Origin of the sequence: Saccharomonospora xinjiangensis XJ-54 (assembly GCF_000258175.1) — a bacterium.
Classification (GTDB): Bacteria; Actinomycetota; Actinomycetes; order Mycobacteriales; family Pseudonocardiaceae; genus Saccharomonospora; species Saccharomonospora xinjiangensis.
This window is the reverse complement of sequence record NZ_JH636049.1, coordinates 4,428,334-4,451,713: the sequence shown is the minus strand read 5'-3', so window position 1 is coordinate 4,451,713 and position 23,380 is coordinate 4,428,334. Positions and strand designations below refer to the sequence as shown.

General features: G+C 70.2%; 22 protein-coding genes. 11 read left to right on the top strand and 11 right to left on the bottom strand.

The features are described 5' to 3' along the window. Positions 1–75: 75 nt before the first annotated feature. Together SACXIDRAFT_RS20185 and SACXIDRAFT_RS20180 are read right to left on the bottom strand one after the other, a co-directional pair. Positions 76–756: a DUF6226 family protein gene (locus SACXIDRAFT_RS20185; protein WP_006240535.1), complete on the bottom strand. Its 681-nt coding sequence runs from the start codon at positions 754–756 to the stop codon at positions 76–78. A 107-nt stretch (positions 757–863) separates the two neighbouring features. After that, complete coding sequence (locus tag SACXIDRAFT_RS20180) at positions 864–2,564, bottom strand: PucR family transcriptional regulator (RefSeq protein ID WP_006240534.1); 1,701 nt, start codon at positions 2,562–2,564, stop codon at positions 864–866. A 159-nt stretch (positions 2,565–2,723) separates the two neighbouring features. Between SACXIDRAFT_RS20180 and pruA the strand changes: the two genes are divergently transcribed. Together pruA and SACXIDRAFT_RS20170 are read left to right on the top strand one after the other, a co-directional pair. Next, positions 2,724–4,382 (top strand): L-glutamate gamma-semialdehyde dehydrogenase, encoded by a 1,659-nt coding sequence (gene pruA, locus SACXIDRAFT_RS20175; protein WP_006240533.1) that lies wholly within the window; start codon positions 2,724–2,726, stop codon positions 4,380–4,382. A gap of 14 nt (positions 4,383–4,396) precedes the next feature. Next, positions 4,397–5,338: a proline dehydrogenase family protein gene (locus tag SACXIDRAFT_RS20170; RefSeq protein WP_198284400.1), complete on the top strand. Its 942-nt coding sequence runs from the start codon at positions 4,397–4,399 to the stop codon at positions 5,336–5,338. Positions 5,339–5,454: 116 nt separating this feature from the next. Here SACXIDRAFT_RS20170 and SACXIDRAFT_RS20165 read toward each other — a convergent pair whose 3' ends face one another. The 5 genes from SACXIDRAFT_RS20165 to SACXIDRAFT_RS20145 are packed head-to-tail and all read right to left on the bottom strand — an operon-like array spanning position 5,455 to position 10,612. After that, on the bottom strand, positions 5,455–5,841 hold the full coding sequence (locus SACXIDRAFT_RS20165; RefSeq protein ID WP_006240531.1) for a hypothetical protein: 387 nt from the start codon (positions 5,839–5,841) through the stop codon (positions 5,455–5,457). A gap of 14 nt (positions 5,842–5,855) precedes the next feature. After that, positions 5,856–6,647: a hypothetical protein gene (locus tag SACXIDRAFT_RS20160; RefSeq protein WP_006240530.1), complete on the bottom strand. Its 792-nt coding sequence runs from the start codon at positions 6,645–6,647 to the stop codon at positions 5,856–5,858. After that, entirely contained in the window at positions 6,644–8,842 is a 2,199-nt protein-coding gene (locus tag SACXIDRAFT_RS20155) for a hypothetical protein (protein WP_006240529.1), read from the bottom strand. The genes SACXIDRAFT_RS20160 and SACXIDRAFT_RS20155 overlap by 4 nt, the downstream gene beginning before the upstream one ends. Further along, the gene (locus tag SACXIDRAFT_RS20150) at positions 8,843–9,871 is read right to left on the bottom strand and encodes a hypothetical protein (RefSeq protein ID WP_006240528.1); all 1,029 of its coding nucleotides are present in this window, start codon (positions 9,869–9,871) and stop codon (positions 8,843–8,845) included. A 54-nt stretch (positions 9,872–9,925) separates the two neighbouring features. After that, on the bottom strand, positions 9,926–10,612 hold the full coding sequence (locus SACXIDRAFT_RS20145; protein WP_006240527.1) for a Crp/Fnr family transcriptional regulator: 687 nt from the start codon (positions 10,610–10,612) through the stop codon (positions 9,926–9,928). Positions 10,613–10,819: 207 nt separating this feature from the next. Between SACXIDRAFT_RS20145 and SACXIDRAFT_RS20140 the strand changes: the two genes are divergently transcribed. From SACXIDRAFT_RS20140 to SACXIDRAFT_RS20130, 3 genes are all read left to right on the top strand, one after another. Beyond that, positions 10,820–11,992, top strand: coding sequence for a phosphatidylinositol-specific phospholipase C1-like protein (locus tag SACXIDRAFT_RS20140; RefSeq protein ID WP_006240526.1), 1,173 nt, complete (start codon positions 10,820–10,822; stop codon positions 11,990–11,992). A 101-nt stretch (positions 11,993–12,093) separates the two neighbouring features. Beyond that, positions 12,094–12,930: a peptidoglycan-binding protein gene (locus SACXIDRAFT_RS20135; protein WP_040922827.1), complete on the top strand. Its 837-nt coding sequence runs from the start codon at positions 12,094–12,096 to the stop codon at positions 12,928–12,930. 50 nt (positions 12,931–12,980) lie between these two features. After that, on the top strand, positions 12,981–13,850 hold the full coding sequence (locus SACXIDRAFT_RS20130; RefSeq protein WP_040922826.1) for a peptidoglycan DD-metalloendopeptidase family protein: 870 nt from the start codon (positions 12,981–12,983) through the stop codon (positions 13,848–13,850). A 207-nt stretch (positions 13,851–14,057) separates the two neighbouring features. Here SACXIDRAFT_RS20130 and SACXIDRAFT_RS20125 read toward each other — a convergent pair whose 3' ends face one another. Continuing rightward, positions 14,058–14,486, bottom strand: a complete 429-nt coding sequence (locus SACXIDRAFT_RS20125) for a MarR family winged helix-turn-helix transcriptional regulator (protein ID WP_006240523.1) — start codon at positions 14,484–14,486, stop codon at positions 14,058–14,060. 96 nt (positions 14,487–14,582) lie between these two features. Between SACXIDRAFT_RS20125 and SACXIDRAFT_RS20120 the strand changes: the two genes are divergently transcribed. Both SACXIDRAFT_RS20120 and SACXIDRAFT_RS20115 read left to right on the top strand, forming a co-directional pair. Then, entirely contained in the window at positions 14,583–15,503 is a 921-nt protein-coding gene (locus tag SACXIDRAFT_RS20120; protein WP_232285345.1) for an MBL fold metallo-hydrolase, read from the top strand. A gap of 19 nt (positions 15,504–15,522) precedes the next feature. Then, on the top strand, positions 15,523–16,752 hold the full coding sequence (locus SACXIDRAFT_RS20115) for an MFS transporter (protein ID WP_083840154.1): 1,230 nt from the start codon (positions 15,523–15,525) through the stop codon (positions 16,750–16,752). A gap of 16 nt (positions 16,753–16,768) precedes the next feature. Here the strand turns inward: SACXIDRAFT_RS20115 and SACXIDRAFT_RS20110 are convergent, their stop codons facing one another. Beyond that, the gene (locus tag SACXIDRAFT_RS20110; RefSeq protein ID WP_006240520.1) at positions 16,769–17,797 is read right to left on the bottom strand and encodes a TerC/Alx family metal homeostasis membrane protein; all 1,029 of its coding nucleotides are present in this window, start codon (positions 17,795–17,797) and stop codon (positions 16,769–16,771) included. A 528-nt stretch (positions 17,798–18,325) separates the two neighbouring features. Further along, positions 18,326–19,453: a helix-turn-helix transcriptional regulator gene (locus tag SACXIDRAFT_RS20100; protein ID WP_006240519.1), complete on the bottom strand. Its 1,128-nt coding sequence runs from the start codon at positions 19,451–19,453 to the stop codon at positions 18,326–18,328. Positions 19,454–19,462: 9 nt separating this feature from the next. Between SACXIDRAFT_RS20100 and SACXIDRAFT_RS20095 the strand changes: the two genes are divergently transcribed. The 4 genes from SACXIDRAFT_RS20095 (at position 19,463) to SACXIDRAFT_RS20080 (ending at position 22,874) form a co-directional block, all read left to right on the top strand. Continuing rightward, positions 19,463–19,996, top strand: coding sequence for an FAD/NAD(P)-binding protein (locus SACXIDRAFT_RS20095; protein ID WP_050986965.1), 534 nt, complete (start codon positions 19,463–19,465; stop codon positions 19,994–19,996). Positions 19,997–20,223: 227 nt separating this feature from the next. Then, complete coding sequence (locus SACXIDRAFT_RS20090) at positions 20,224–21,531, top strand: outer membrane protein assembly factor BamB family protein (RefSeq protein WP_232285344.1); 1,308 nt, start codon at positions 20,224–20,226, stop codon at positions 21,529–21,531. Between the two features lie 45 nt (positions 21,532–21,576). Next, positions 21,577–21,936, top strand: coding sequence for a BlaI/MecI/CopY family transcriptional regulator (locus SACXIDRAFT_RS20085; protein WP_006240516.1), 360 nt, complete (start codon positions 21,577–21,579; stop codon positions 21,934–21,936). Beyond that, positions 21,933–22,874: a M56 family metallopeptidase gene (locus SACXIDRAFT_RS20080; protein WP_006240515.1), complete on the top strand. Its 942-nt coding sequence runs from the start codon at positions 21,933–21,935 to the stop codon at positions 22,872–22,874. Before SACXIDRAFT_RS20085 ends, SACXIDRAFT_RS20080 begins: the two co-directional genes overlap by 4 nt. Here SACXIDRAFT_RS20080 and SACXIDRAFT_RS20075 read toward each other — a convergent pair. Continuing rightward, positions 22,850–23,314 carry a hypothetical protein gene (locus tag SACXIDRAFT_RS20075; protein WP_040922297.1) on the bottom strand — a complete coding sequence of 155 codons (465 nt, stop codon included), beginning with the start codon at positions 23,312–23,314 and terminating at the stop codon, positions 22,850–22,852. The genes SACXIDRAFT_RS20080 and SACXIDRAFT_RS20075 overlap by 25 nt on opposite strands. Positions 23,315–23,380 lie beyond the last annotated feature (66 nt).

Sequence of the window (23,380 nt, the reverse complement as noted above, 5' to 3'; positions counted from 1 at the left end):
TTCCTCCGGTGAAGCCGGGCGGGCCGGCACCTCACACCCCGCTCGCGGGCCGTGAGTTCACCGCACGTGATCACCTCAGTCGAACCAGGAACGCCCCACCCACGCCTCGGTTCCTCGCGGCAACGACACGTCCTCACCGTCGGCCAGCCTGCGGCACAGTCTCTCCATCCCGGTGTGGGACAGTCCTCGGGCCGTGCCCTCCGACGCGCTGCCATCCGGGTGCCACCACATCCGCCAATCCCGCCCTCGCAGCATCACGAACGGTCCCCCGATCACCGCACCCACCGTGTCGTCGATCGTGTCGAGCAGGTCGGCAGATCCCGAATCGCAGGCGTCGCAGCCGCAGTCGGGCAGCATGTCGAGTCCCAGTTCGGGGCGTCCCACGGCGATGCGCAGCACCGCGAGCGTGCCTTCCCGCTCGGACAACGGCGCGTCGGTCTCCAGCAGGAACAGCGGCACCGTGCCCGGACTGCGCGACGTGATGCGGACGCCCCGGTCGAACCGGTCCGGGTGCCCGTCCTCGTCGAGCGCCGCCGGTGCGAGCGAGGTGACCTCGATTCCGGGGACGGCGCCGAGGCATTCGGTCCACACACGGGCGCGTGCGTGCACGATGCGATACCGCTCGGGCTCGGTGACCCTGGAGTACTCCTCGTCGCGCGGCGAGGCCAGGTCCGGGTGCGGGTCGGGCCAGGACGGCATACCGAGCCGGTCGTACGCCGCCGCCACCCCGGCTCGTAGCTCACGCAATCCGGTCATGCGGCCAGGATAGAGATTTCCGCGAGGCCACCGGCCGTCGCGGGAGCCGCGCCTGCCGATTCAAGTCCACTTCGGACTCAGGAAGGCACGCGAGGCCGGGGACAGACTCAGGTCCTCGGGGTGTCCTCCCCACGCCGCAGCAGGGAGAGCTGCAACTGAAGCAACAACCGGTCGGCGGCGTCGGACAGGTCCATGCCGAGGATCTCCTCCGCCCTGCGAACGCGGTAGCGCACGGTGTTCGGATGCACGCGCAACTCCTCCGCGACACCACGGACGTCGCCGTGCCGCGTCAGGTACGTCTCGACGGTTTCCCGCAGTGTGGTGTCGTGCAGGGCATCGTGGTCGAGCAGGGTGTGAAGACGCGGGTCGTGCAGGTCGGGGTGCCTCCGCACCAGGTCGAGGATCTCGCCGAGCAGCACGGCGGTGCGGGACTCGGCGAGGGTCGTCACCCTGCCCTCGGGGAAGGTCGCGGCCGTGCCGTCGAGCACGCGATCCACTTCGGCCCTCGCCCCCGCCACCTGCGCGAGGCCCGCCACGGGCATGGCGATCGCGGCACGCAACAGCTGCGAGCGGCGTCGTTCGAACTGCTCCACCAGCTGCCTCGTCCACGCCGCGACGGCGCTCTCCGACGTGTAACCGGGCAGCAGGACGTAGGCGCGGTCGCCGACGAGCGTGGCCACCGAATCGCGGCGGAACGAGCTGGCGTGCAGGCGCAGTGTGCTGCCGAGGTCGGCGACCGTGCCGTGTCGGCCCTCGGTGGCCGAGGTCGCGAACCCGATCACCGCGGCCGGTCCGGTGAGCGGCAGGTTCAGCGCACCGGCGAGCGAGGGCACGTCCACTCCCTCTCCCCGCACGCCGAAGAGGCGCTGGATGAGCAGTCCCTCCGTTGACGGCGCGTTGAGCCCGCGCGAGATGACGCGCGCGGCGATCGCCGACGCACCGCGCAGCACGTCCGCCGCGTCCGGCGCGAACGGCCGGTCGCCCTGCTGGAGCCAGATGGTGCCCAGCATGGCCGGGGCCGCGGAACCGTCCTCGGACGGCCGCCGGATGCTGACGACGAGCCGCCTCTTGGTGCCCAGTTCGGCGTGGGCGGGGACGTCCACGACCTCGTCGCTGTCCCTGAGCCGGTCGTACACGCCCCACGTGTGCAGTGCCCTGAGATAGTCGCGGGGCCCCTCCCTGCCCAGGATCGACAGCGTGCGCAGCTCGTCGGCGGACTCGTCGGACGGCGAGTAGGCCAGCACTCGCGAGTGCGCGTCCTCGATGGACACCATGCCCCTGGCGTTCGACGCGACGATCTGGGCGAGTCCGAAGAGGTCGGTGTCCATGGCGAGCAGGCTCGAATCCGGGGAGGAAGCCTGCTGGCGCGACCGGTCGAGCATGCGCTGCACCAGGGGAAGCACGTGATCCCACCTGGCCTTCGGATGCACGGCCACCAGCGCGACCCCCGCCCTTCGGGCCGCTGTGCGCAAGGCGGGTGATCTCAGCGCGGCCTTCGACATCACCGCGCGGGGGCGGTGCTCGGGAGCGCGTCGCGCGACGTCGTCCAGCCAGCGAACGGCCTCGGCGTTCGTGACACCGACGTGGAGGTACAGATGCGGCACGGATGTCGCGGGCTCACCCGCCGCGGCCAGGTCCGCACTTTCGGCGAGCGCCACCGAGGTGATCACGACGTCGTCGCCGGACGGCGCGTGCACGAGTTCCACCACGGCGGTGTCGAGAGCGGTGAGCAACTCCCTCAGCGTGCTCGCGCCCGGCTGATCGGGGTCGGCGAGCGCGCGGAGGTGTGCTCGATCATCGGCGGTCATGGCCGTACCTGCCGGAACCCGGGGAGCATTGTCCGATCATACAAGAAGAGTCGGGGATTTTTGTTCGATCGGCTGAGTCGTCGCTCACTGCGGCGGTGTTTGACTGCGCTTCATCCACGGGCGGCGCCTGCCGCCGAGACCGCATTCGAGGAGCTTTTCATGGACGCCGTCACGCACACTCCGCCTCCGGTCAACGAGCCGGTGGGGTCGTTCGCGCCGGGCAGTGCCGAACGGGCCCGGCTGCGGGCGAAGCTCGCCGAACTCGCTTCGGCACCGACCGAGATCCACCACGTCATCGGCGGGGCGCACCGCCGGGGCACCGGCGCGCAGGTCGATGTGGTGCAGCCACACCGGCACGCCGCCGTGCTCGGCACGTTCACCGAGGCCACGACGCAGGACGCGCGGGACGCCGTCGAGGCAGCCACCGCCGCGGCGCCGGGGTGGCGCGAGGCGTCGTTCGACGACAGGGCCTCGGTGTTCCTGCGCGCGGCCGACCTGCTGTCGGGACCGTGGCGGGAGACGCTGGCCGCCGCGACGATGCTCGGTCAGTCGAAGACCGCTTACCAGGCCGAGATCGACGCGCCCTGCGAACTGGTGGACTTCTGGCGCTTCAACGTCCACTTCGCCAGGCAGATCATCGCCGAGCAGCCGATCTCCTCCCCCGGCACGTGGAACAAGCTCGACCACCGCCCGCTCGAAGGGTTCGTCTACGCCGTCACACCGTTCAACTTCACCGCCATCGCGGGCAACCTGCCGACGGCTCCCGCGCTGATGGGCAACACGGTGGTGTGGAAGCCCGCGCCCACCCAGGCCGTCGCCGCCTACTGGACGATGAAGCTGCTGGAAGCGGCCGGTCTGCCGCCCGGCGTGATCAACCTCGTCAACGGGCCTGGCCCCGCGATCTCCGACGTCGTCCTGACCGACCCCAGGCTGGCCGGTATCCACTTCACCGGCTCCACGGCCACGTTCCAGCACCTGTGGCGTGAGGTCGGCACGAACATCGCCCGCTACCGCACCTATCCTCGCCTCGTCGGCGAGACGGGCGGCAAGGACTTCGTCCTCGCCCACAGCTCCGCCGATCCTGAGGTGCTGACCACCGCGCTGCTGCGCGGAGCGTTCGACTACCAGGGACAGAAGTGCTCGGCGGCGTCGCGGGCCTTCATTCCCGCCTCGGTGTGGGCGAGGATGGGCGACGACCTCGTCGAGAAGGCGTCCAGCCTGTCCTACGGCGACGTCACGGACTTCTCCCACTTCGGCGGCGCCGTCATCGACCGCCGTTCCTTCGACCGCAACGCCGAGGCGATCGCCAGGGCCAAGGCGACGCCGAGCCTCACGGTGGCGGCAGGCGGCCGGGCCGACGACAGCGTCGGTTACTTCGTCGAGCCGACGATCCTGCTCGGCGACGACCCCACCGACGAGGTGTTCCGCACCGAGTACTTCGGCCCCATCCTCGCCGTGCACGTCTACGACGACTCGGCGGCCGGGTCGTTCGAGCAGGTGCTCGACCTGGTCGATCAGGGCTCTGCCTACGGCCTCACCGGTTCCGTGATCGCCGACGACCGCGCCGCGATCGCCGAGGCCACGCGGGCGCTGCGCTTCACGGCGGGCAACTTCTACATCAACGACAAGCCGACCGGCGCCGTGGTGGGTCAGCAGCCCTTCGGCGGGGGCCGCGCGTCCGGCACCAACGACAAGGCCGGTTCCGCGCAGAACCTGCTGCGCTGGACCTCGACGCGCACGATCAAGGAGACCTTCGTGCCGCCGACCGACCACCGGTACCCACACCAGGACCCCGACACCGCGCCGGGGGTGAAGTGATGGCACCGTCCCCGCTGCTGCGGCGGGCGCTGCTCGCCGCAGCGCGCTCGCCGCGCCTCCGGCGCACCATCACCGGCGTGCCCGTCACGAGGCGGGTGGTGGACCGGTTCGTCGCGGGTGAGACGGAACCGCAGGCGATCGCCGTGACCCGGTCCGTTCTGGACTCGGGCCGGAGCGTCACCATCGACTACCTCGGCGAGGACACCACCGACGTCGCGGACGCGAACGCCACGGTGTCGCACTATCTCGCTCTGCTCTCGGCGCTGGCCCCGTTCACCGAGGACGGCACCGGGGCAGGCACCATCGAGGTCTCGCTGAAGCTGTCCGCCCTCGGGCAGCGGCTCGCCAGGGACGGCGAGGCGATCGCGCTCGACAACGCCCACAAGATCTGTGCCGCGGCCGACGAGGCCGGGGTTCTGGTGACCGTGGACGCCGAGGACCACACCACCACCGATTCCACCCTGTCGATCGTGCGGGCCCTTCGCGAGGACTTCCCCTCCCTCGGCACCGTGCTCCAGGCGTACCTGCGCCGCACAGAGGCGGACTGTAAGGAGTTGTCGGGGCCGGGCTCGCGGATCAGGTTGTGCAAGGGCGCCTACCAGGAACCCGCCTCGGTGGCCTACCAGCGCAAGCCGGAGATCGACACAGCGTACGTGCGGTGCCTGCGCATCCTGATGAGCGGGCAGGGATACCCCATGGTGGCCTCACACGACCCGGCCATGATCGCGGCGGCGCTGCACCTCGCCGACGCCACCGGCCGCCGCGCCGACGAGTTCGAGTTGCAGATGCTCTACGGCATCCGCGACGCCGAGCAACTCCGCCTCGCAGGCGAGCGGCGGCGGGTTCGGGTCTACCTCCCCTACGGCGACGAGTGGTACGGCTACTTCATGCGCCGTCTCGCCGAACGCCCCGCCAACCTGGCGTTCTTCCTGCGTTCGCTCGTGTCGCGGACGTAGGCGAGACCGGCCTGCCCCGACAGGCGGATCGCCGTCCCACCTCCCCCATCGCCAGGGACGGCGATCCGCCGCGTGGCGGGGCCCTTGAGCGAGCGACCAGCCCCGCCAGTGGCGCACTATTCGTTCGTGCGCCGCTCCGATGGCATGGTCACCCGCGCCCCGCCCCGGATGTCCCTTGCCTGCACCAATGGTCCGAACACCACGCCCGACACCTGGTTGACCGTCCCCTCGGAGCGGGCCTCGACGTCACCGACCTGCTTCCACAGGGCTCGCAGTCGCCTGCCGAAGTCAGGGTCGTCCCGTTCGGCATCGGCGAGGTCACGGGCAAGGGACTCCACCGTGGTGCCGTCGCCGGGTGTGCCGTCCGCGTTCGCCGTGTCGTGGCCGAGTCGTGTGCGCACGAGAGCCACGAGCGCGTCCCACGCGCTGCGGCCACCCTCGGCCAGCGCCTCTCCGGCCTTTCCCGCCAGGGCGGTCGCCACCGCCTCCCATACCGGGTCCATTCCAGCCTCTTTCCTCACGAGTCGGTTCGGTCGTCCGCGCGCAGTTCCTCGACGTTGCCGAGGCGTGCCGCCAGGTCCTGCCTGCCGTACTGCTCGAACACCTTTCGCGCGACCCCGGCCAACCACACCCGGACCGCCGGGTCGGAGCCGACCAGGAATTCGTCGAGGAGACCCCCCACCGTCTCCTCGCGCTTCTCCGCCTCCAGCAGCCCCCGCAGCTGTTGGAACTGCCGGGCCACTCCCACCAGGTCGCCGGGCTTGTCCGGATTGTCGAGAAACCACGTCGCGGTCGCGCGCAGCGGGTCGAGCAGCAGCCCGCACAGCTGATCGGTGTGGCGGACGCGTTCGGTCACGCGCCAGGACGCCGCCTGCTCGCGCGCGGCGGCCTGCTCCCGCCCCGCCACCGCCTCGACCAGGTGCGGGTCGGCCTGGACCGACGTGCAGTGCCCCCGGGACTCCACCGGCGTGCTGCCCACCTGGCCCCAGTCCAGCAGGACGGTGTTCAGCTCGGCATGCACCCGCTGCGACTCCGTCAGGCTGCGCTGCCTGCTCACCGTCTCCGCTCGCCGGGTGATGCCCTCCCGCGCGATGTCGATGAGGGTCTCCGGGGCGGGTTCGCTTCCACGCCAGCGCGCTTGGACTGTGACGGCGGCGGTGAAACAGAGGTGGGCGTCCGTACTCGGCAGAGTCAGCGTGGCCGAGGCGTGGGCCATGGGCGCCCACCCCTGCCAGGCGTGTCCGTTGGTCTGCGGCATGCCGTTGCCCTCCCTCGCTCGGAACTGCCGCCACCACGCGGTCACCGTCATCGGTCGTCCTCCCGCCCCCACACGGGATCGACCTCGTCCAGCCGCGTCCACAGCTGGTGCACGACCTCGGCCAGCGGCTCAGGGTCGAGCGAGCGCAGATCCAGCGGTGGCCGATCGATCCTGCTGGCGTACTGGACCTGGGCGATGCGCAGCGAGCTGCCTCCGGCCGCGCGCACGAGTGACTCCACGATGTCCTCCTGCTTTCCCGGTGGGGCGACGGCCGCCGCGCGCAGCCAGCCCTCGACCGCCGTCCGCAGATCCTCGGGTGGCATGACGTCGAGGGCCCTGCCCCAGAACGCGGTGGCCGTGTCGGCGTCGATGTGGTGTGCCCGGCCCGGTAGCAGCTCGGCCGTCACCTCGGCCACGAACCGCAGCCGTGGTGGGGAGGCGTTGTCGAACCACTCCGTCAGATAGCCGAAGAAGGCCGAGACACCGAGCTGGTCTTCGAGCTGTCCCAGCGCGGCACGAACGGAGGCCCGCACGTGCTCGTCCTGCGCACCGGCGAGGTGCTTGAGCCGGGTGAGCGCGACGCGCGGGAAGAACCGGCCGATTCCCGCGCACACCTCGGCCGTCAGCAGTTGCAGATCGGCGTCGGATCTCCTCGACCATTCCCAGAGTGCCTGCCGGATGTCCCTGCCGAGCGTCGAGTCCGTCGCGGTCGCGGTCAGCAGCCGCACGGCGATCGACCGGCGACGGCGGTCCGGCAGCCGGGTAGAGGTCTGCTGCCCTTTGGACGCCTTCCCCGCCTGGGTTGTCGCCCACCGCTGCGCGAGCCCGACCGCCACCCGGGGTCCTGCCTCGACGGCGAGGTCGGCGGAACGGTCGGCGATCCGCTCCAGTTCCGCCTGCCCGAGACCGCGGATCTCCCAGGGCAGGCTCGCCAGCCAGTCGAGCAGCGATCCGCGAAGTTCCGGATGTTCCCGCCACAGATGCCGCACCACCTCGGTGGCGAAACCACGGGGCCGAAACGTCCTGCTCGCCGGATCGAAATGGTCGTAGGAGAAGTCGTGCAACCGGGCGTACGGGCTCGGGCGCAGCAACGGAACCTCGTTCGCGGCGGCCACCCCGTTGGCGGCCAGGAGCTGATCGGCCGCCGCGACGACATGCTGCGGTTCGGCGTGTTCGAGCACGGCCGAGGCCACGAGCAGGGCGAGCCATTCGGCGTCGCCGCTTTCCTGTCGTTTGCGGATCTCCTTGCGCAGCGCCGGAGCCGAACCGTGCCGCTGTCTGTCGAGGACGGTGCGCAGCGCCTCGGCAGGGCTTTCCCCCTCGCGGATGCGCTCCGTGATTGCGTCCGCGACCTCCTTCACCCTGGGCGGCCACAGGCGTTCGAACTGCTCGGCGCAGCCGGTCTCCTGCACCAGCGCGTGCGCGTCGGCGCCGTCGAGGTAGCGGGCGAAGACCTCCACCGACGGCGGCCTGCCGAGGTGGTGCACCCGGCCCGGCAGGATCTCGTCGAATTCGCGAACCTGGTTGCGCGGCACCAGCAGGATCAGGAAACTCCTGCGCTCGTCGAGTACCCGCGCGAACTCCACCAGACCTCGGCGAAGCCCTCCGACCTCCTTGTCACCCGCCTCACGGAGATCCAGCACGAGCGCGGCCTGTCCCCGCTTGCCGAGCAGCTCATGCTCGCTCAACCGGAAATCGGGATCGAGGAGTTCCTCGCGCACGGCGAGATCCGGGTACTTCTCGCGCAGTTCGTAGCCCAGCCGCAACCCGGCCGCGAACTGCCCTGCGCTGCGCTCCTCCGCCGTCAGGAATAGGACATTGCGCTCGTCGAGCGTGCGCAGCGCGGTGCCGGGCTCGTCTCCCAGAAGTCCCGGCGGCGCCACGTACTGCTGCGCGAGCCGCCTCAACGCCTCCGGGTCCTGAAGCCCCCGCCCACCGCGTTGCCGTACCCGCGCGGTCTCCTCCGGCTCGCCCGAGCCCAGGAGCAGGTAGAGCGACTCGATGTGCTGCGTCCGGTTGATGACATCCCGGCCCGCAGCCTGGTTGCCGTCACCGGTGACGCTCACCGAAGACGCGAGCTGAGCGGGATCGTCATGCTGCCCGAGCGTGGCGGTGTCCTGCGCGGGCACGGTGAGAGGATCGGCGAGGTTCCAGGCGCGAGTGTCGGCGTGATTCTCTGCGTGGTTCTCGGCGTCGGCGAGGATGCCGAAGGCGTCGAGATCCTCGAATTGGCGTTCCACGACCATTCACCGTCCCGTGGGCCGGGTGTCGTCGGCGGTGCGCCGCCCACTGTTCGGCCCGAAGTTGCCGTCGCCCTGGGTCAAGAACGCCCCGGAGAACTCCTGCGTTGTCGTGGAGCGGTCCACGTGGGCGTCCCGTTCCGCCGCGACATTGATGGCATCCCTGTTACCCGCGACATTGTTGTTCCCCGTCACCACCACGCTGCCGCTGACACCGCGCACGGCGCCGTTGCCGAACCCGCCCCGCACGTCACGGACCTGATTGGCGGTGTCGGCGATGCCGTCGAAGGTGTTGGACGTGCTGGCCTCGCCCCCGGTCCTCCGAGCGGACCCCCTCGGCTCGGCGGGCTCAGCGGACTCCGCCCGCTGTTGAACCGCCAGCAGGCCGGAGGTGAGCAGCTCGCCCGACGGCGTCGGCACACGCAGGTAGCCCGTTCCCTCGTATTCCTTCGCGTCCACCTTCAACGACGCCCGCACGAACTCACTCGGTTTGCGAAGGCACTTGCCTGCCTCCACGACGTGTTCCATCACCGCGCCGGACACCACGGACGCCACGAAGGTGACCTCGGCGTCGGAGTGGTCCAGCAGTGCCCGGACCGGCGCGGAGTCCACCATCCGGCCCGCCTCGATCATGGTCTTGCCGTGTGGCGAGTCGGTGACGAGCGCGTCGAACGACTCCACCGGCCCCAGGTGCAGGCTCGCGCGCAACCGGAGTTGCACCCCGCTCGCGCGCAGCTCGGCAGCCCTGCGGCGCAACTCGTTCTGGAGAGAGTCGAAATACCTGTCCACGACCGCGCCCAGCAGATCGGGTCGCACACCGAAGAGATAGCCGTCTCCCCGGAAAGCCCGGAAGACGTGCCCGTCCCACAACTGGCGAAGGCCCGCCTTCGTCGCCGAGTCCCGCAGCACCGCGGGCAGCAGATCGAGGATCGTCTTCTGCTGGGCGTCGTTGTGGGCGCTGAAACGCCAGACGTCCACCGCGAGGATTCCGATGAGGTCACCGAAGCCACGGTCGTGCGGCAGTTCCTGGTCCATCCTGGTCCCTTCTTCGAGTGCACGGGCCTGACGAGTGATCAGGTTGCCGCGCTCTCACGGGCGGTTCTGTCCAGAACTGGACACAAGCGCCGCGATGTCGAGAACCTCCAACCGGCCCCTGGCGATGCGCACCAGTCCCGACGCCTTCCACCTCGCGAGCACCGGCGTGACAGCCGAACGCACGAGGCCCAGCGCCGAGGCGAGTTCTTCCTGCGACATCGCGATGGTGGCCGGGCTCGGGTGGTCCGGACCGGCCGCCTCGACGAGGGTCGCGATCAGGTCCGCCAGTCGCGCCGCCGTGGTGAGGTGGGCGAGCTGCCAGGCATGGGCAGCGCTTTCCCGCACCTTGCCGAGGATGTAGCTGTTCAGGTGCTGTTCGAGGCCGAGCCGCCGCACGAGATCGGCGAACTGCCGCGCGGGAAGTTTCGAGGTGCTGCCCGGCTCGATCGCCGCGACGGTGGCGGACCTCGGATGGCCGTCGGACCCGGAGAATTCGCCGATGAGATCGCCGGGGCCGCGCACGGCGAGCAGGAGTTCCCTCCCATCGGGTTCGGCGTAGACGACCTTGAGCCTGCCCTGCACGCACAGCAAGACCCAACCGCCCGCATCGCCTTGATTGAGCAGCCGTTCCTGCGCGCGGTGCGGGGTGCGGACGCCGTGCTGGACGAGTCGTGACCAGGCGAGGCCGGGGATGAGAGATCGGAATCCACGGAATGGACGTGCGTGGTGGTTTTCGCTCACGCCCTTCTCTGTACTCACCGCACCCGTGCCGCGGGCGGCCGTGACACAAGATCACTCGAAGGGTCGCCGCCCTGCCACGGTCAGTGAGGTGATCACCCCGCGTGTCGCCGAGCCGTCGATCCGCGGCCACGACACCGCTGTTGGGCGTTCACCGACGCCGCGCACCATTCACCCCCGAAAGATGATCTTGTCGTGACAGGAGCGGCCATGCCTCCACACCGATTCCGCGCCCCTCTCGCCGTGGCGGCGGTCGCCGCCGCCACCGGTCTGCTTCTCACGCCGGCGTCCAGCGACGCGGGCCAGAACCCGCCGACCGGCGAGGTCGTCCGGCTGAACCAGATCCAAGCCGTCGGCACCCACAACAGCTACCACCGCGAACTCACCGACGAGGAGAAAGCGGTTCAGCAGCTCACCGACCGCAACTGGTGGAACCTCGCCTACTCCCACGCGTCGCTGTCGGACCAGCTTCGCGAGCAGGCCGTCCGCAGCATCGAACTCGATGTCTTCCCCGATCCCGATGGCGGCCTCTACACCGAGCCGCTGGTGCGCAGGGACGCCGGGCTCGGACCGATCGACGACCCTCGGATGCGGCGTCCCGGCACCAAGGTGCTGCACTGGGCCGACCACGACTACGGTACGTCGTGCGCCACCTTGGTGGACTGCCTTCGGCAGGTCCGCGACTTCTCGGACGCCAACCCTGGCCACGTCCCGATCGTGATCATGTTGGAGTTCAAGCAGACCGATCCCGCCAAGGAAGCGCTCGGCGGGCCCACGAGCCCGCCGTGGGACGAGGCGAACCTCGACACCGTTGACGCCGAGATCCGGTCGGTGTTCGGCGAGGACGACATGATCACACCCGACGACCTCCGCGTTCCCGGCCGCACCCTGGAGGAGTCGGTGCTCTCCCGAGGCTGGCCGACGCTGCGGGAGTCGCGCGGCACGGTGCTGTTCCTGATGGACAACAGCCGTGGACCCGCACGGGACAACTACCTCAAGGGCAGGCCGAACCTCGAAGGCAGGGTTCTCTTCACCAACGCGAGCCCCGGTGACCCCGACGCCGCCTACGTTCAGCGCAACGACCCCACCGGTTCGGGCGAGGAGGAGATCCGCGCGCTGGTGCGGGAGGGCTACCTCGTGCGCACGCGCGCCGACGTGCCCTTCCACGAGGCCCGGTCAGGCGATACCTCGCGCCTGGAGGCCGCACTGTCCAGCGGCGCGCAGATCATCAGCACCGACTTCCCCGCCGTGGGCCTCGCCGCGAGGCACCAGAGCGACTACGTGGCCCGCATTCCCGGCGGCACCCCAGCCCGGTGCAACCCGGTGAACGCGCCCCGGCAGTGCACCTCGGCCCACCTCGACCGGCTTCCGGTACGGCCGTGAACGGTGGTTCCTGTCAACTTCATGACCCCGCCAACGAGCGAAAACCCGAGGTAGGAGCCGGTTTGTACGAGAAATGTACGCACATGTCCCACGGTGAGGCCATGTCGAAACACCTCGATCGCCGCCGGTTCCTCGCAGTGGTCCCCGGGGCCGCGGCGGCGGCCGTGCTCGTCCCCCACGTCGCCGCCGCGAGCGCCGCGACGGCCGACATGGAAATGGTGGTCCTCGCCGCGCAACTGGACCCTGTGAAGACCGGCACCGGCCTCACGCCGGGGGCGGGGCCGAGCGTGCAACTGGTGGAAGAGGCGCTCGCCGCCCGGGGACTGCTCGCGCGCCAGTACGTGGACGGGCACTTCGGCACGGCGACGCGGTCGGCGTACGCGCGGTGGCAGGAATCCCTCGGCTACAGCGGACTCGCTGCCAACGGCCTTCCGGGCAAGTCGTCGCTGTCCACGCTCGCGCAGGGGCGGTTCTCGCTGACCCGCCTCATCACGCCGGGCTCCCGGACGACTCATCAGGGGTTTCCTTTCAACACCCGCACGGTGGCCATGCTCAACGAGGCCGCGACGCTGTCCCGGCTGTCGTTCGTGGTGGAGCAGGGTTCGTACTCGCCGGGCAATGACCCCACCTCCGCGGGCACCCACGACGGCGGGGGTGCCGTTGACCTCGACGCGGAAGCACTGACGTCGGCCCAGCGGACCGCCGCCGTCACCGCGCTGCGCCGGGTGGGTTTCGCGGCCTGGCTGCGCAGCCCCAGCCAGGGCAATTGGCCGTGGCACATCCACGCGATCGCGGTGAACGACACCGACCTGTCTACCCCGGCGCAGAAGCAGGTCGGCATGTACTACCTCGGCCGCAACGGGCTGGCCGACAACGGCCCCGACGACGGACCGCAGGTGTCCAAGGTGACCTGGGAGCAGTACCTGCGGGCCCGGTGAACGTGCGCGTGCTCGTCGCACGCACGACCCTCCACGAGATGGGAGTAGGAATGTCGAGACTGGCGAGATGGAAGAGAGCCGCCGTCGGTGCGGCCACGGTGGCGCTCGCCGCCGCGGGCCTGACCATGGCGTCCGCGGCACCGGCCGGCGCCGCGGCCCGTGACGGTGTCTGCGAAGGCGGCGAGTTCTGCTACTACTACAACAGCGACAACGCGGGGTCCGTTTCGGACTTCACCAGTTCGGTCGCCGACTACGGCACCACGCAGCCCAGTTGCTACGACTTCAAGGGCCCCGGCAACGGCCAGGGACAGTGCATCAAGAACAACGCCGCCTCGGTGTGGAACCGCAGCAGCGTCAAGGTGAGGGTGTACTACAACTCCAACTACGGTGGCGCGTACCAGGACTTCGCTCCCGGCGCGAAGGGCAACCTCAACACGACGCTGAAGAACAACAACGCCTCACACCAGTTCAACCCGGGCACGTCGGGCCAGTTCTGGCTGCCGTTCCCCTGCGGTGAGACATGGGAGGCAGGCACACGCACCAACCACAACCCGCAGAACTCCGTTGACTTCAACCACTACCCCGACGACCTCGGCTGGAAGGTCTACTCCTCGGCGCCGGGAACCGTGTCGAAGGTGGCCAACACGGGGAGCACGTCCTACGGGCGCTACATCGTCATCGACCACGGCAGCGGCTGGCAGACGCTCTACGCGCACCTGAGCTCGCAGGACGTCGCCGTCGGCCAGCGGGTGACGGAGAAGACGATGATCGGCCGGGTCGGCAACACGGGTGGTTCCACCGGACCGCACCTGCACTTCGAGCAGAAGCTCAACGGTGTGGCACAGAAGGTGAAGTTCCGTGACGGCAGCCCCATCTACTGGGGCAAGACCAACCTGCGGCGCACCACCAACTGCCCCTGATCACCATCGTCGTCGGGGCCTGATCCCGGGCCGTCGCGCGTTCCTGTGACGCGCGGCGGCCCTTCGCTTTGCGAACACCCCATGGCAGTCCACTATGGATTGAACTGCCATGGGCGGCCTGCCGCGCGCAGGTGTCTCTCCCCCGCGCGCGGACGTGCGCCGATTACCGGGTCGTGGCTCGCCGTTCTCGCCGGAGGACGAGAAGTGTCATCGGCGCCGCGCCACGGCCGTGTCGAGCAACTCATGCAGAAGTTCCTGCTGCTGGCGGCTCAACGCCCCGAGCGGTGACTCCTCGGTCAGCAGCGCGATGAGCCGTTCCCTGAGCTCGACGCCCTCCGGCGTGAGAACGAGCTGCTTCGCACGCCGGTCGGTGGGGTGCGGGCTGCGTCGCACGATGCCCGCACCTTCCAGCTTGTCCACGACGAACGTGGTGTTGGACGGCTCGCAGTTGGTGCGTTCGGCCAGCTCGCTCAAGGTCATCGGGCCGGTCATCTCCCGCAGTGCCGTCGCCTGCGCCGCCGTGAGACCGAGTGTGGCCGCGCGTTTGCGAACGTGGTCGGCGATCTGGCGAGCAAGCCCGTTCACCAACCCGCACAGTTCGCGCTCCGCAATGGCCGGTGGTTCCGGTCTCGTCATGGCGGCAGTCTAACAAAGCTTGCAAAGTTATGACTTGAATCTTTGAAGCTCTAATCAATAGACTGCTGCCGCCGCCCGATCACAGGCGGTGATCCGGTGTCACGAACGAAGGGGACGACCACCATGAACAACGCCGTGCGCGACCTGACCGAGCGGCTGCGCAGACCCGCGAGCATGCGTTCGCTGCGGCTGGGTGACACGACGGTGACGTACGTGCCGGACGGCGCGGTGCGGTTGACCCCGCGGTTCTTCCCCGGCATCCCTCAGCATGTGTGGGACGAGGCCCCCGAGTACCTCGACGAATCCGGCAACCTGGTGGCCAGCATCGGTGGGTTGCTCGTCGAGCGAGGAGACCGCGCACTGCTGATCGACGCGGGCTTCGGCCCCCAGTCGTTGCCGGCCGACGACCGCAACCCACATGGCGCCATCCACGGTGGCGCGCTGCTGGACAATCTGGCCGTTCTCGGCCGGACACCCGGCGACATCGAGGCGGTGGCCATCACCCACCTGCACATCGACCACCTCGGCTGGGCATGGCATCCCGCGCCGGGCGGCACCCGGCCCGTCTTCACCGGAGCCGACTACCTCGTCGCCGAGCCGGAATGGACCCACCGCCACCTCGTGGTGGAGCACGGCACCAGCAGGGAGATGCTTGGCATCCTCGAAACGCGGGTGCGGACGGTGTCCGACGGTGAGGAGATCTTCCCGGACGTCCGCGTCAGGATCACGCCAGGACACACCGCGGGGCACACGGCATACATCATCAGCGGGGGCGGGCAGCGGCTGATCGCCTTCGGGGACGCCCTGCACACACCCATCCAGATCGGCCACCCTGAGTGGTCGGCCATCTCGGACCACGACCCGGCACTCGCCACGGGATTCCGCCGCCGCCTGGTGGCCGAACTGTCGGAGCCCGGCACGATCGGGTTCGGCATCCACTTCGCCGACGTCGTGTTCGGGCAGGTCAAGCCTGGCGGTGTGTCAGGCGACGAACCGGCATGGCAGCCCGTCGCCTGACACACCGACGGCGATCACCATGACATCGACACGAACCTCCCTCGCCGAACGGCGAACCGGAGGACATTGGCCGGGGACCGTCACGGTGGCACTGATCGCGACGGTGACGGTCATGCCTGGCTTCACCGTCGGAGCGCTCGCCGGGGCGATGGAGCACGACCTCCGCGCCTCACCCAGCACTCTCGGTCTGGCGATGAGCGCCTTCTACGCCGCCACCGCGCTGGGCTCCCCCTTCACCAAGCGCCTCGCCGCGCGCCTTCCCGTTCCGTGGGTTCTCGGTGCCTCGACCGTAGCCGCGTCGGCCGTGTTGTTCACGGTGTCGAGAACGAGCAATCTCGCGGTGCTGGTGTCGGCGCTCGTGGCCGGCGGGTTCACCAATGGTCTGGTCCAACCGGCGGCAGGCCGCCTCATCGCGGCGCGGACTCCGCCACACCGCCGGTCCCTGGCCGCCGGTCTCCTCGGCGCCGCGCTGGGGGCGGCGACACTCGTCCCCGGCCTGCTCGTCGCACTGGTGCTCCAGCCGTACGGATGGCGGACGGCGATGGCCGTCGCCGGCGCCATCGCCCTGGTGCCCGTGGTGTTCGTCGGGTTCACCCGTATCCCGCCGTCGCCCCTGCCCGTCCACCGGGACGTCGAAGGCGACGGTGCCCGCCCACCGAACGTGGGCCGCGTGCTCGTCCTCTGGTCACTGGCCGCTGCCCTGTCCGCGATCGGCAACAACGCGGTGGCCTCGTACTTCGTCCAGCTCGGAACACAGTCCGGGACGAGCATCGCGGTCGCGGGCAACCTGTTGTCCCTCAGCGCGATTCTCGCCATCGCCGTCCGGCTCGTCACGGGGGCACTCGCCGACAGGACGCCACACCGCAACCCGGCGGTGATCACCGGGATGATGTTCACCGGGTCCGCCGGGCTCGCCCTGATCGCGATCGAGACCCCGGCGACGTTCGTCCTCGGCGCGGTGCTGGCGTTCTCGGCCGGATGGGGCTGGACGGGACTTCTGCTGTCCACGACGCTGCGGCTGGTTCCCGGCAGGGCGGAGAACGCGGGGCACACCGTCCAGGTCGGTGTCTACACGGGAGCGACCATCGCGCCGTTCGCCTTCGGAGCGATCTCCGCGGTACTCACCTTCTCCATCGCCGCGCTCGCCGCCGCCGCCGCGGGACTCGCCGGTGCCGCCGCGATGGCCGCGGGTGCCCGTGAGCTTCGCGGACGGCAGCGCAGCTCACCGAGTCCGCAGGGCACTCGGTGAGCTGCGGCGATCGTGGTCAGTCGCCGGACGACCGCCTCAGCGCCGCGCGGCGGGCGTGCAGGCTGGTCAGTGTGACGGTCCCGAGGATCACCACGATCGCCAGCAGCGACACCAGGGTCGGCACCTCCGGAACGGCAGGCCAGATGCCGTGCGCCCAGTGCAGCACCAGTTTGAGGCCGATCAGCACCAGGATGAGAGCGAGACCATAGTCGAGGTGCGCGAGTTTGCTCAGCGTCGTGCGCAGCACGAAGTACAACGCGCGCAGCCCCAGCAGGGCGAACGCGTTGGTCGTGAAGACCAGGTACGGGTCCTCGGTGATGCCGTAGACGGCCGGAACGGAGTCCACCGCGAACACGACGTCGGTGGCGAACAGCGCCACGACCACCACGGCGAGCGGTGTGAGCATCCGGCGCCCGCCCTCCACGACGCTGAGCTTGCCGCCCCGGTACTCGTCGGTCACCGGCATCAGGCTGCGCAGTAGCCGCACCGAGCGCATCTCGGACACGTCACGTTCCTGCTCCTGCCGTCCCTTCACCGCGTCCCGGAGGATCTTGCCTCCCGTGGCGAGCAGGATGGCCCCGAACAGCAGGAACGCCCACGTGCCCGCCTGGAGGAGGGCCGCACCCATCGCGATGAACACACCGCGCAACACGAGCGCCCCGACGATCCCGTACAGCAGCGCGCGCTGGTGAAGCGCCTCCGGCACCGCGAACGCGGTCAGCAACAGCATGAACACGAAGAGGTTGTCCACGGACAGCGACTTCTCCACCACGTAGCCGGTGAAGAACTCCAGCGACTGCGTGCCACCGTAGGCCGCCCACAACCAGAAACCGAACAGCACGGGCAGGACGATGTAGAACACCGACCAGCCCACCGCCTCCCCGAGTTTCACCTCGTGCGGACGGCGGGTGACGGCGAAGTCGATGACCAGCAGGAACACCAGTGCGGCAATGCTGACCGCCCACAGCAGGGGCGATCCGACCGACTCCGGTGCCGCGGCGGGAACAGCGACGGGGTCAAGCACACGAGCCTCCTCGAACACCATGGTTCGAGGTCTCCTTCACCGAGTCGGCAGCCGCCCGAGGACATCACGGTGATGTCCGTACTGACCGGGTCGGCTCGTGGAAGTACTCCCCTCGGCCGCCAGTATGAGGCACGCCAAGCGACTGGAGCCAGTCGGCGGCGCAGCCGAGCGCGCGGCGGGGTCTCGGCAACGGATGCGGCCTCAGGACCAGTGCGGGGGGCTCGCCTTTCGGCAGCAGGGCGCAGCGGAACCCCGAGCCTGGACGCGGGCTCGATGCGGCTCAGCGGCCCCGCCGCTGCGCCGCGTCCAGTGCGGGTTCCAGCGGGCGCAACGCGGCATTGTCAAGGTCCTCCCGAACGGTCGTGGCAGCACCTACCCCGACCTGGCGTGGGAACCCAAAGCCGCCTTCCACGCGCTGGCCGAGTACTACGGGATCTGACGCCGTCGGCCCCAGCCGGGGGTGAGGGCTGCCGACGCACGTGCGGGAAGTGCGGACACGCGTGCATAAGGTGCGGACACGCGTGCGGGAAGTGCGGACACGGCGGGCGGTCAGTTGCGTGCGTCGGCGTCCCACACCCTGACTCGGGTCCCGGGGTTCAGTGGGCGGTAGTGCTCGGTGTAGAGCAGGGCGACCAACTCGCCCCTGCTCGACACCCCGGTCTTGGCGAAGACCGACTTCACGTGGTCGCGGACGGTGTGCTGCGAGAGGACGAGGCGGCGCGCCAGTTGCGCGGTGGACAGTCCCCGCGCGAGCAACTGGGTGACCTCCAGTTCCCGATCGGTCAGCCCGTACGCCGCGGCGATCAGGCACGCCACGTCACCGGCCTTCGCGGGTTCCACGACCACGACGCACTGGCTCGGCCCCGTCCCCGCGCCACGCAACGCGGAGGCGTGTACGACCAGCCACCGGCCATGCCGGTCACGAGCACGCACCCGCGTGGTGTCTCCGTTCACGGCGCGCGCGGCCGTGTTGTGAACCCAGGCTGGCACCGCCACGCCGAACGCTGTCGCCGAGGACGGCCCCGGCGGCAACTCGGCAAGGAACGCGCGGCCTTCGTCGTTGATGGATAGCAGGGTTCCCGCTGCGTCGAAGAGCAAGAGACCGGGGCCGCGGTCCTCGGCCATCGCGGCCGGTGGCAGGGCGAACGACCTCAGCCGCGCGCCCAGCGCGGTCGTCAGCCCCGCGACGACGGACAGGTCGGCACGGGTGAACGGCCGCCTGCCCTCGGCCCTGTAGAGACTGACCTGCCCCCACCACTGCCCATCGGCACGCAGGACCGCGCGCAGTTCGTCGTCCAGCCCACGGGGGCGGAGAAAGGTGCGGTGGACGGCGCTGCGCTGCGGCTCGCCCCCCGTGGTCTCCCACAACCCGGCGACCGGCACGTCCGCGTTGGCCAGTTCACGGAACGTGGTGACCGTCTCGGCGAGGAACTCGTTGTTCCAGTACACGGCGCACCCGTCCTCGCCGAGGTTCTCCGCGCGCATCGGGGCGGTGGCCAACCCAGTGTCGGGGTCGGTCGCCTGCCAGATCGCGGCATCGAACGGCACGATGCGGCGCACCCTCAGCGACCTCGTGGCGGCGATGGAGGCGGAACTCGCCGAGCACGGCCGGACCTCCCTGCCCTCGCCGCCGAATTCGCGGTGGAGGAGGACCCCGTCGTCCGCCTCCGCCGCCATTTGTCCGAAGTGGACTCTCGATATCTCGGGCGGCGGTTGTTCGCCGTGGGAGCCCACCTGCTCGGCTCCCTCGCATGGCGACGGCTACCGGCGAGCGAGCGCGCCTGGCTGCGCGACGAGGCGCTGCGCACCATCAACAGTCTCGCCTCACCGATGGTGCCGGTGAACGCGGAGATCTTGCTGCGCCTCTTCGACTCGGGCAGGCTGCGACTGGTTACCGGGGCGATGAAGTTCGAGCCCTCCGACGGCAAGTTCCGCGTGCACGGCCCTGAGGAGTTCGCCGCCGACGTCGTCGTCAACGCGGTCAACCCCACGGCGCACGCGGCACCGCAGCAGTCGGAGGCACTCGTCGCGTCACTCGTCGAGTCGAAGTCGGCCACCGTCGGCGAGGACGGCGGGCTCGAAGCGCGCGACGAGCGCGTCGGAATCCTCGGTGCCTTCGACAGCGGCACGTCGTTCGTCGCGCCGAGCGTGCAGACACTCGCGGTGGCGGCGGAGGCCATGGCGGCGCGCCTCGTCTCGCAACAGAACAGGCCGGTCTAAGACACGCTCGGCCGTGACCGGCCTCCCGTGCGGGCCTTCACCCCCACTCTGAAGGGCGGAGCACTGGCCCGCATCCCGATAGCGCAGGGCGGGAGCCAGCCGAGCGGGGACCAGTGGCGGACAACGGCGTCGGTCACCGGGCACTCCCGGCCACCACAGGAGTGTCTACTATCTCTGTTAGTACAACTTCTGTGGGAGGCGCGATGCGACACCGCTGGCTCAGACCGGTGGTCCTGGTAGTGACGGCGTCGGCGGTGCTGGCGGCATGCGGCGGCGCCCCCGGCGACGCAGGTGATGCCGGCGACCGTGGCCACGAACCGGGGCAGGGTCTGCCGATCCCGGACGTCAGTACCACATCACGCGCGGCGACTCCCCCGCCCGGTGATCTCGCCGCCTCCGGTCCCGGCGACGCACCCCCGCTCTGGATGGGCCCGTTCGACGACGTGCCGAGGGCCGGTGGCGGCATGTTCGTCGGCCTCGTCTTCCCCGCCGACGACGAAGCCGACCTGTCCATCACCGGAGTGGCCGCCGACGGAACCACCCGGTGGGCGGTGCGGACCAATCCCTCGTGCGTCGGCTACGGCCTGACGCGGGTCGCCGACACCCCCGCGGCCGTGGTGCTCGCGAGCGACGCCGACAACCGCGAGGGCAAGGTGGCGACACGGACCTCGGCCAACGCCTTCGACGTGCGGGACGGCAGCAGGCTGTGGGGGCCCACGCCGGTTCCAGGGCCGATGGTGGGCCCAGGGCTGATCTTCGGCAAGAACACGCCGTCGATCGTCGGAGGACAGCAGGGCGAGCGCGTCATGCTCGCAGCAAGCTCCGGCGCCCCGGTCACACCACCGTCCGGCGACGCCGTTGCGGTCTACGAACACCACGGCACGGGCTTGTTCAGCGAGGACGGTGTCCTCACGGCGATCGACACCACCACGGCCGAGGTGAGGTGGAGTTCCGCCACCGTGTCACCGCCGTCCCGCTCCGGGCACTCCGGCGGGAAGTACCGGGTGGAGTTGCTCGACGCGGCCTCCGCCTCCACCGGTGACGTCGTCGCGCTGCGCTGGACCCCAGAGGACGGCGGCCGGGACGGCGGCGGAGAAGGCGACGACGACAGCGGTGCGGAGACCGTGCTGCACGACCTGCGCACCGGTGCCGTGATCGCCACCCTCGGCGATCAGCCGGAGCCGCGGACGATCGTGGACGCGGGCAAGGGGACGGTCGTCGTCTCCGGACTCGACCGGTTCCGCACGACCCTGGCATTCGATCTCGGCACCGGAAAGCGGTTGTGGCGCGACGACAGCTCACTCGACCTCACGCTCGCACATGCCGGCACGGCATACGGCACCCGCGCGGGACGGTCGGTGGCCGTTGACGTCCGCACGGGCAAGACCGTGGCCGATGGCGAGTGGGCCGTTCCGGTGGCGGCCGAGAACGGCGTGCTCGTGGCACCGCTACCGCAGCCGCAGGAACGCCAGGCGCGCGTGACCGAGCGCACCGAGGGCAGCGGACCCGGCTACGTCGCGCACGAGCAGCGCTGACGACGGCACCTATCATCGGCACGGCGGAAGGGGTGGAAGAAGGCGATGCGCGGTCTCGGGGAACTCGAAGCCAAGGTGATGGACGTGCTGTGGTCGGCGGACGAACCACTGCGGGTGCGTGAGGTGCTCGAACGGCTGACCACCGACCGGCCGCTGGCCTACACGACGGTGATGACCGTGCTGGACAACCTCCACGGCAAGGGCTATGCGCAGCGGAACAAGACCGGCCGCGCGTACGAGTACACCGCGGCCTCCTCGCGCGAGGAGGCCGGTGCCCGGCTGCTGAGGGAGGTCCTCTACTCCAGCGGGGAGGCGAAACAGGTGCTGCTCCACTTCGCCGAGACCGCGACGCCCGAGGAGTCCGCCATCCTCCGGCGCGCGCTACGGAAGGGGAAACCGTCGTGACACTCGCGCTCGGCCTCCTGGCCGCGGCCATCGTGATCGGTGTCGCCGCGCCCGCGTATCTCCGCCTCGCCGTCACGCCGAGGGTCCGGCCCGGTCTCGCGCTCGCCGGGTGGGCGAGTTCGGTGCTCGCGGTGTCGCTGCTCGTCCCGGCAGCCGGGCTGCTGCTGGCCTTCCCCGCCGGCTCCGGCCTCGACGGACTCATCGGGATGGCGAACACCTGCGTGAACGCCGTCCTCTCGCGGGGTGAGGTGGTGTGGGCCGACATCGCGCGGCTCGGTGGTGCCGCCGTGCTGCTCGGAATGACGGTGAGGGTGATCGCCGTCGCGCTCGTCACACTGCGGCGGCACCGCCGCGACCGGCGGGAGCATGTCACGCTGCTGCGGGCGGTCGGCCACGCCGACGGCCGGGTGTTGTGGATCGAGACGCCCGTCCCCGTCGCCTACAGCGTCGGGGGACGCGACGCGACCATCGTGGCCACGCGCGGTGTCGCCCGGCTCTCGGCTCCGGAGCGGGATGCCGTGCTGGCTCACGAGCAGGCACATCTGCGGGGACGGCATCATCTCCTCGTCCTGCTCGCCGACATCGCCGCCGTCGCGTTGCCGTTCATCCCGCTCTTCCGGCTCGCGCCCGACGCCGTGCGTGTGCTGGTGGAGCTGGCCGCCGACGCCGACGCCGCGCGCCGTCACGGGCCGGGGCCGGTGCGGTCCGCCCTGCTGTCGGTCACGGCGGGACAGGCGCCGAACACGGCGCTGGCGATGTCGCGGGACGCGGTCGATGCCCGGTTGCTGTGGTTGGAGAACAGCCACCTCGCGACACGGAGAATGCCGGTGCGGGCGGGTTACGCGCTGGCCACGGTGGTCACCACGGTGCCTGCACTGCTGGCCGTCGCGGCCGTCGCGGCACTGGTCACCCTCTACTGCCTTGTCGCGGCGGGTTGAGTTGCCGGAATCGCGCAGGTGCTCTGCCTGCGGCGCTGCACGACGGCCGCGGTGAGCAGGCCCAGTGAGATGAGGGCGAGGAACGGCTGCAACGGCGCCCAGAGCCCGAGCGCCCCGGACGTGCCGAGCGCGACGAGGACGAGTTTGTTGCACACCGGGCATCCCACCGCGAAGACGGTGAGAAGGACGCCACCCAGCGGGCGCCGGGACATACGGGAGTCCGGCGCGGGCCCCTGGAGCGCGAACCACGTGATCGTCAGCGCCACGGTGGCTGCCACGACCGGATACTCCCACCAGCGCACCGGGATCTCCCGCGAGAAGAACGGGGTGTCGATGATGTCGGTCGGCACGGCCACCACGACGAGGGTCAGCCCACCCATGAGGACGGCCCGCGCCACCCTCCTCGCCGATCGCCGTTCGGTCGGTGCCGTGGTCACCATGCGCCTCCACTCGATCCCTCTGATTTACTATCCCGGATAGTAGTTCAGATCCGAGCGGAGTGGAGA

Bases quoted from the DNA above. Each gene is read 5' to 3' on its own strand.
- SACXIDRAFT_RS20185 (WP_006240535.1), bottom strand. From the start codon at position 756: ATGACCGGATTGCGTGAGCTACGAGCCGGGGTGGCGGCGGCGTACGAC.
- SACXIDRAFT_RS20180 (WP_006240534.1), bottom strand. From the start codon at position 2,564: ATGACCGCCGATGATCGAGCACACCTCCGCGCGCTCGCCGACCCCGAT.
- pruA (WP_006240533.1), top strand. From the start codon at position 2,724: ATGGACGCCGTCACGCACACTCCGCCTCCGGTCAACGAGCCGGTGGGG.
- SACXIDRAFT_RS20165 (WP_006240531.1), bottom strand. From the start codon at position 5,841: ATGGACCCGGTATGGGAGGCGGTGGCGACCGCCCTGGCGGGAAAGGCC.
- SACXIDRAFT_RS20160 (WP_006240530.1), bottom strand. From the start codon at position 6,647: ATGACGGTGACCGCGTGGTGGCGGCAGTTCCGAGCGAGGGAGGGCAAC.
- SACXIDRAFT_RS20155 (WP_006240529.1), bottom strand. From the start codon at position 8,842: ATGGTCGTGGAACGCCAATTCGAGGATCTCGACGCCTTCGGCATCCTC.
- SACXIDRAFT_RS20150 (WP_006240528.1), bottom strand. From the start codon at position 9,871: ATGGACCAGGAACTGCCGCACGACCGTGGCTTCGGTGACCTCATCGGA.
- SACXIDRAFT_RS20140 (WP_006240526.1), top strand. From the start codon at position 10,820: ATGCCTCCACACCGATTCCGCGCCCCTCTCGCCGTGGCGGCGGTCGCC.
- SACXIDRAFT_RS20135 (WP_040922827.1), top strand. From the start codon at position 12,094: ATGTCGAAACACCTCGATCGCCGCCGGTTCCTCGCAGTGGTCCCCGGG.
- SACXIDRAFT_RS20130 (WP_040922826.1), top strand. From the start codon at position 12,981: ATGTCGAGACTGGCGAGATGGAAGAGAGCCGCCGTCGGTGCGGCCACG.
- SACXIDRAFT_RS20125 (WP_006240523.1), bottom strand. From the start codon at position 14,486: ATGACGAGACCGGAACCACCGGCCATTGCGGAGCGCGAACTGTGCGGG.
- SACXIDRAFT_RS20115 (WP_083840154.1), top strand. From the start codon at position 15,523: ATGACATCGACACGAACCTCCCTCGCCGAACGGCGAACCGGAGGACAT.
- SACXIDRAFT_RS20110 (WP_006240520.1), bottom strand. From the start codon at position 17,797: ATGGTGTTCGAGGAGGCTCGTGTGCTTGACCCCGTCGCTGTTCCCGCC.
- SACXIDRAFT_RS20100 (WP_006240519.1), bottom strand. From the start codon at position 19,453: ATGGCGGCGGAGGCGGACGACGGGGTCCTCCTCCACCGCGAATTCGGC.
- SACXIDRAFT_RS20085 (WP_006240516.1), top strand. From the start codon at position 21,577: ATGCGCGGTCTCGGGGAACTCGAAGCCAAGGTGATGGACGTGCTGTGG.
- SACXIDRAFT_RS20075 (WP_040922297.1), bottom strand. From the start codon at position 23,314: ATGGTGACCACGGCACCGACCGAACGGCGATCGGCGAGGAGGGTGGCG.